This window comes from Streptomyces sp. NPDC050287 (assembly GCF_044459385.1).
In the GTDB taxonomy this organism is placed as follows: domain Bacteria; phylum Actinomycetota; class Actinomycetes; order Streptomycetales; family Streptomycetaceae; genus Streptomyces.
Window position 1 is genome coordinate 789,371 of sequence record NZ_JBITIY010000004.1, and the last position, 6,145, is coordinate 795,515.

The following is a 6,145-nucleotide window of genomic DNA, read 5'->3' on the forward strand; positions in this document are numbered from 1 at the left end:
CGCCCGTACCGCTCCCGCGTCGTCCGCCCAGTAGACCAGAACCGGAAGCACGGTCGGGATCCGCACCCGCGCCGGGTGCTGCTTCCCTTCCATGCGCTGTGAGGTAAGCACCGGTGCGCTGACGGTCGCTCCGCCCCGCGTCCGCGGTTCTAGCGTGGCGCTCGACGGCCTCGCAGTCCCCCGTGGCTGCCCCGGGGCCGCTCCCGCCGGAGACACCGGCGCCTCGCACGACACTCAGGAGACACACATGTCCGACGTCGCCGAGCCGGTTCAGCCGGTCCTGGAGCCGGCGGCCGCCGCGTTCGCCGCCGCGACCGACAACCCGCCCTACCTCTTCGATCTGCCGCCCGCCGAGGGCCGCAAGGCGGTCGACGAGGTGCAGTCCGGTGAGATCGAGATGCCTGCCGTCGACGAGGAGTGGATCACTGTCTCCGGCGGCCCCACCGGCAGCGTCCGCGCCCGTATCGTCAAGCCCGCCGGAGCCACCGGAACCCTGCCGGTCGTCCTCTACATCCACGGCGCCGGCTGGGTGTTCGGCAACGCCCACACCCACGACCGCCTGGTCCGCGAACTCGCCGTGGGCGCCGACGCCGCCGTGGTCTTCCCGGAGTACGACCTCTCGCCCGAGGTCCGCTACCCGGTCGCCATCGAGCAGAACTACGCGGTCGCCCGGTGGATCGTGACGGAGGGCGCGGCCAAGAACCTGGACGCCTCCCGCGTCGCGGTCGCCGGTGACTCCGTCGGCGGCAACATGACCGCCGCGCTGACCCTGATGGCCAAGGAGCGCGGTGACGTGCCGCTGGTCCAGCAGGTCCTGTTCTACCCGGTCACGGACGCCGCCTTCGACACTGGTTCGTACCACCAGTTCGCCACCGGCTACTACCTGCGGCGCGACGGCATGCAGTGGTTCTGGGACCAGTACACGACCGACGAGTCCGAGCGCGCCCAGATCACCGCGTCGCCGCTGCGCGCCACCACCGAGCAGCTCACCGGACTGCCTCCGGCCCTGGTCATCACCGGCGAGGCCGATGTGCTGCGCGACGAGGGCGAGGCCTACGCCAACAAGCTGCGCACGGCCGGGGTTCCGGTCACCGCGGTGCGCTTCCAGGCCACCATCCACGACTTCGTGATGCTCAACGCGCTGCGTGGGACCCAGGCCGCCGAGGCCGCGATCACGCTCGCCGTCGGCACCCTGCGCACCGCGCTGCACACCGGCTGAGAGACCCCTCTGAGACTCTCTGAAGGAGAATCCCTCATGTCCACCACCCCCACCGTCCTGCTCGTGCACGGCGCGTTCGCGGACGCCGCCAGCTGGTCCGGTGTCATCGCGGAGCTGCAGAACCACGGCATCCCCGTGGTCGCGCCGGCCAACCCCCTGCGCGGGCTGGCCTCGGACGCCGCGTACATCGCCTCCGTGGCCTCGCAGATCGAGGGCCCTGTCGTCCTTGTCGGCCACTCCTACGGCGGCGCGCTCATCACCGTGGCGGGCACCACGGAGAACGTGGTCGGCCTGGTCTACGTCGCCGCCTACGTCCTCGAAGAGGGCGAGAGCCTCGGCGAGTTGCAGGGACGCTTCCCGCTCTCGCCGCTCGTCAGCAACCTGAAGGAGTGGACGTACCCGGTCGAGGGCGCACAGTCCGCGGTCGAGGTCTCCATCAAGGCCGAGGCCTTCCCGGAGATCTTCGCCGCGGACGTTCCCGCCCCCGTCACCAAGGTGCTGGCCGCCGCCCAACGCCCGCTGGCCGCCTCGGCGTTCGAGGAGACGGCAGCGGCCGCCGCGTGGCGGACCAAGCCGTCCTGGGCCCTGGTGGCCACCGCCGACCAGGCGATCAACCCCGAGGTGGAACGCTTCGGTGCCAAACGGGCCGGGGCCACGGTCGTCGAGGTGGAGGGCGCCTCGCACGCCGTGGCGGTGTCCCAGCCCAAGGCGGTCGCCGACCTGATCCATGACGCGGTGCGGGCGACGACGGCCTGACACGAAGACGTGCGACGCGGTCGGACACCGGGAGGTTGTCCGGCCGCTGTCGCCTGTGGAAACCGGCCGAGCCTGGGCGACCGCGCTGACGCGGCACAGGTCGAAGAAGAGTTCCAGCGAGGTGGCGGTCCGGTGCGGTTCGCCGGAGTCGGCGTCGCGGCGTCCAGGCCAGGGCTGCGTCCAGGCCAGGGCTGCGTCCAGGCCAGGGCTGCCTCCAGGCCAGGGCTGCGTCCCGGCCGGTCCGGCCCGCCACCTCGCTCACGGGGTGGCCGGGGTGCCGCTCAGCGGAGCGCCGCCAGGGCCGCCTCGATGGCCCGGTGGAAGGTCGGAGAGGTGTAGATCATGTGCCGGAGCCGGTCGACGGGCACCTCGGCGTGGACGGCCACGTTCAGCCCGTAGAGCACCTCACCGCCCGCCGGGCCGGCCGAGGTCGCGCCGACCAGCACGCCCCGGTCGGCGTCCTCGACCAGCTTCACGAACCCCTCACCGCCGGGACCGTGGATCCAGCCGCGCGTGGAGGCGGAGAGGGACACCCGGCCGGTACGCACCCGCAGCCCCAGCTCCCGCGCCTGGCGCTCCGTCAATCCCACGGCCCCGATCTCCGGATCGGTGAAAGTGACGCGCGGCAGCGCCCGGTAGTCCGCGTCGGGGCCAAGCTGCCCCAGGATGTCCCGGACGGCGATCTGCGCCTGGTACATCGACACATGGGTGAAGGCCCCACGCCCGGTGAGGTCACCGACCGCCCACAGCCCCTCCCCGGCCCGCAGCTGCCCGTCCGTGGGCACAGCCGCCGCCGTCGGGTCGAGCCCCACCGTGTCGACGGCGAGCGCGGCCAGGTCGGCCCGCCGCCCGGTGGCGACCAACAGCCGTTCGGCCCGCACCGGTTTCTCGCGCCCTTCCAGTCGTACGGTGAACTCGACGCCGTCGTACTCCACTTGCCGCGCCCTCGTGCCCGTGAGGACCGTGACGCCGTCCCCGCGCAGCGCCTGAGCCACCAACTCGCCCGCCTCCGGCTCCTCCTGGGACACCAGCCGGTCCTGCCCCTCGATCACCGTGACCGCACAGGTGAAACGGGCGAACACCTGGGCGAGTTCGACGCCGATGGCGCCTCCGCCGAGGACGACCATCGACGTCGGCAGCTCCTTGGCCGCCATGGCGTCCCGGTTGGTCCAGTACGGCGTGCCGACGAGCCCCGGAACCGGAGGGATCCGGGGCCGGGATCCGGTGGCCAGCACCACACCGCGCCGGGCCTCGATCGTGCGGTCACCGACGGTCACCCGGCGCGGTCCCGACAACCGGCCCCTCCCCCGCACGAGCCGCCCGCCCTTGCCGGTGAACCGGTCGGCGGCCACCTGGTCGTTCCAGTCGTCGGTGGCCTCGGCGCGGATACGTCCCGCGACCTTGCCCCACTCCGGAGTCACGACCGCCGCACCGGCGAGGTCGGGTACCCGGCCGGCCTCGGCGAGCAGGTTCCCGGCCCGGATCATCATCTTGCTGGGCACGCAGCCCCAGTACGGGCACTCGCCGCCGACGGGTTCCGCCTCGACGCCCACCACGTCCAGTCCGGCCTCGGCCAGTGTGCCGGCGACGTACTCGCCGCCGGGCCCCAGCCCGACGACCACCACGTCCGCCTGCTCGTTCCCACCCATGCTCGGTCCTCGCTCCCTGGCCCGTCCGGCTCTTCCTGGAGCACGAGGCTAGGTCGGCGAGCGCGGGACCCGGGCCGTCCAGCGCACGGGTGCTTGCCCGAGAGGGAACGCCGGGCGGGCGCGGACGGTGTGTCCGGCAGCGTGCGCGGGCGGTACGGCCGGGGCTGTGCGCGGGCGGTACGGCCGGGGCTGTGCGCGGGCGGGCATCAGCGCGTGCGCTGGAGGGCAAGGCCGGTGACGCCGGGGCCCCTAACGTCGCTCGGGTACGCACGGCACCGCATCGCAGGAGGAGCATCATGACCACCAACTCCCGTCCCCTGAGCGGCAGTCAGCCGTGGCTGCACCAGAAGGGCGAAGTCATCCAGGAGTTCGGGACCGTCAAGCAGTTCCCGGTCGGCCTGTCCTACGAGGCGCGGATGTACTCGTGCCAGCGCCTGAACAAGGCCCTGGCGGACACGCAGATCCTCTACGGCCTCTACAAGAAGCACCACTGGTTGATGCGGGGCGCGACCTTCTACCAACTGCACCTGGTCCTCGACAAGCACGCGGGCGAACAGCTCGAACTCGTCGACACCATCGCCGAACGCGTCCAGTCCCTGGGCGGCGTCGCGGTGGGCGACCCCCGGCACGTCGCCGAGATCACCTCGATCCCGCGCCCGCCGGACGGGGTCGAGGAGGTGCCGGCGATGCTGTCCCGACTCCTGGAGGCCCACGAGACGATCCTCGTCGAGGCCCATGACGCCGCCACGCGCGCCGCCGAACTGGGCGACGACGGCACCAACGATCTGCTGGTCTCCCAGGTGATCAGGACCGGCGAACTCCAGGCGTGGTTCCTGGCGGAGCACTTGGTGGACACCCCGCTGGTCCGGGCCTGAGGTCGCAGGGGCGCGGGATCGGGGCAGGTCCCTGACGGCGGCCTGTCCCGATCCCGGAGTGGGCGTGGCACCAGGACGGCTCCCAAGCCGGAAGCCATCCCTTGGCACCGGAGCAAGCCCGACTGACACCGGAGGAGGCCCGACACGGGGAGAGACCTCAGGCCGGGACACCTTCCTGATGACCGGCACCCCGCGGTCGGCACCCCAGGCACGACACACCCGCCTGTCGGCACCCCCCGGGCACCGACACACCCGCCTGTCGGCACCTCCGCGGTCCCGCCCCCCTTACCCCCGCACCCACACCCGCAACGCCCCGACGGTCTCGAAGCCGTGCCGGACGGCGGTCGCAAGGTCGGTGCCGTGCTCGTAGCCGACCACCGGCAGGGCGGGGAACAGCCGGTGCACGGCCCCGAGCACGACCGGCCAGGCAGTGTCCAGGCCGTCGTCCCGGGCGAAGACATTGGAGATGCCGACCACCCGGTCACTGCGGCTCGCCACCGCTCCGGCGACCACCCGGCCGTCGTCGGACAGTCCGGCGAGGACGAACGTGCCGGGATCGGCGAGCAGTTCGGGCCGGAAGAGGTCCGCGTCACCGCGCCCGTCGTCCCAGGCGAGCGCCCAGGCGCGCAGCGTGTCCCCGTCGCCCGCCACGTCCCAGGCAAGCTCGGACACGGGCACCGGGGCACCCGCGGGACGGTGGATCCACCGCGCCTCGAAGAGCACCCGGAAGCCGGCCTCGGTCAGATCGAGGTCGGCGAAGCTGTCCTTGACCGAGGCGCCGGGCGCGGCGGTGTCGATCCGGGCCACCAGCGCGTCCGGTTCGGCACCCGGTACGAGCGTCACCGCGTCGGGGTAGTACGGCGGCGTACGGAGGGGCGCGGCCCAGGCCTGCCCCCCGAACTCACCCGCCACCCCGTGCGACCGGCTCATCGCGGCACACCACTCGGCGTTGTTGCGGGCGGCTGCCTGGACCAGGAACTGCTGCTGCGTCGTCACGAGTGTGGATCATGGCCGCTGAGGGACCGGGCCGTCGAAGGCTTTTCGGCGGCTTGCGGCACCGCACGACATCTCCGCGAGGCGCCGGGCAGCGACGCCGCATCAACGCCGGTCACGGAGGGTAGCAGTCCCCTGATCGCCGACCAGGAAGACACCATGACCCAGAGCACCCACGCCGGCCTGCCCGAGGCCCCTCCCGTCCCGTACGTGACCGCGACCGATCAGGAGGCCGCTGCTTAATGCTGAAGTCAAGCCACGAGACGAAGGTGCGGACGCGGCTCGTAGGGCCGTCGGTCGCGGAGCATGGCGTAGACGACGTTGACGCGGCGTCGTGCCAGGGCGATGAGTGCCTGGTGGTGCCGTTTTCCCTCGTTCCTCTTGCGGTCGTAGTAGGCCCGGGAGGTGGGGTCGCGCTGGATCGCGCAGAACGCGGACTGGTAGAAGACCCGCTTGAGGGCCTTGTCGCCACCGGTGGCGCTGCGCGAGTAGCGGATTTTTCCGGACTGGGACAGGACCGGCGAGAGACCGGCCGCGGCGGCCATGGCGTCGCCGCTGGTGAAGCGGCGGTGGTCGCCGACCAGGGCAATGAACTCTGCCGTCAGGATGGCCCCCATCCCCGGCAGGCTGCGGATGAGAGCCCCGTCAGGGTG

6 protein-coding genes are annotated in these 6,145 nt (G+C 72.4%); 3 read left to right on the forward strand and 3 right to left on the reverse strand.

Going from position 1 to position 6,145, the window contains the following annotated elements:
* Window positions 1–247: 247 nt before the first annotated feature.
* Together ACIBK3_RS18495 and ACIBK3_RS18500 are read left to right on the forward strand one after the other, a co-directional pair.
* Window positions 248–1,219 carry an alpha/beta hydrolase gene (locus ACIBK3_RS18495; protein WP_399366787.1) on the forward strand — a complete coding sequence of 324 codons (972 nt, stop codon included), beginning with the start codon at window positions 248–250 and terminating at the stop codon, window positions 1,217–1,219.
* A gap of 36 nt (window positions 1,220–1,255) precedes the next feature.
* Complete coding sequence (locus ACIBK3_RS18500) at window positions 1,256–1,975, forward strand: alpha/beta fold hydrolase (RefSeq protein WP_399366789.1); 720 nt, start codon at window positions 1,256–1,258, stop codon at window positions 1,973–1,975.
* Between the two features lie 281 nt (window positions 1,976–2,256).
* Here the strand turns inward: ACIBK3_RS18500 and ACIBK3_RS18505 are convergent, their stop codons facing one another.
* Window positions 2,257–3,624: a dihydrolipoyl dehydrogenase family protein gene (locus ACIBK3_RS18505; protein ID WP_399366791.1), complete on the reverse strand. Its 1,368-nt coding sequence runs from the start codon at window positions 3,622–3,624 to the stop codon at window positions 2,257–2,259.
* Between the two features lie 296 nt (window positions 3,625–3,920).
* On the opposite strand from ACIBK3_RS18505, the gene ACIBK3_RS18510 reads away from it, so the two are divergent.
* Complete coding sequence (locus ACIBK3_RS18510; protein ID WP_399366793.1) at window positions 3,921–4,499, forward strand: Dps family protein; 579 nt, start codon at window positions 3,921–3,923, stop codon at window positions 4,497–4,499.
* Window positions 4,500–4,784: 285 nt separating this feature from the next.
* On the opposite strand, the gene ACIBK3_RS18515 is transcribed toward ACIBK3_RS18510, so the two are convergent.
* Together ACIBK3_RS18515 and ACIBK3_RS18520 are read right to left on the reverse strand one after the other, a co-directional pair.
* Window positions 4,785–5,495, reverse strand: a complete 711-nt coding sequence (locus tag ACIBK3_RS18515; RefSeq protein ID WP_399366795.1) for a hypothetical protein — start codon at window positions 5,493–5,495, stop codon at window positions 4,785–4,787.
* Between the two features lie 248 nt (window positions 5,496–5,743).
* A partial coding sequence (locus ACIBK3_RS18520; RefSeq protein ID WP_399366797.1) for a transposase occupies window positions 5,744–6,145 on the reverse strand: 402 nt, incomplete at its 5' end.

Coding starts and splice junctions, on each gene's coding strand:
- ACIBK3_RS18495 (WP_399366787.1), top strand. CDS start 248: ATGTCCGACGTCGCCGAGCCGGTTCAGCCGGTCCTGGAGCCGGCGGCC.
- ACIBK3_RS18510 (WP_399366793.1), top strand. CDS start 3,921: ATGACCACCAACTCCCGTCCCCTGAGCGGCAGTCAGCCGTGGCTGCAC.
- ACIBK3_RS18500 (WP_399366789.1), top strand. CDS start 1,256: ATGTCCACCACCCCCACCGTCCTGCTCGTGCACGGCGCGTTCGCGGAC.
- ACIBK3_RS18505 (WP_399366791.1), bottom strand. CDS start 3,624: ATGGGTGGGAACGAGCAGGCGGACGTGGTGGTCGTCGGGCTGGGGCCC.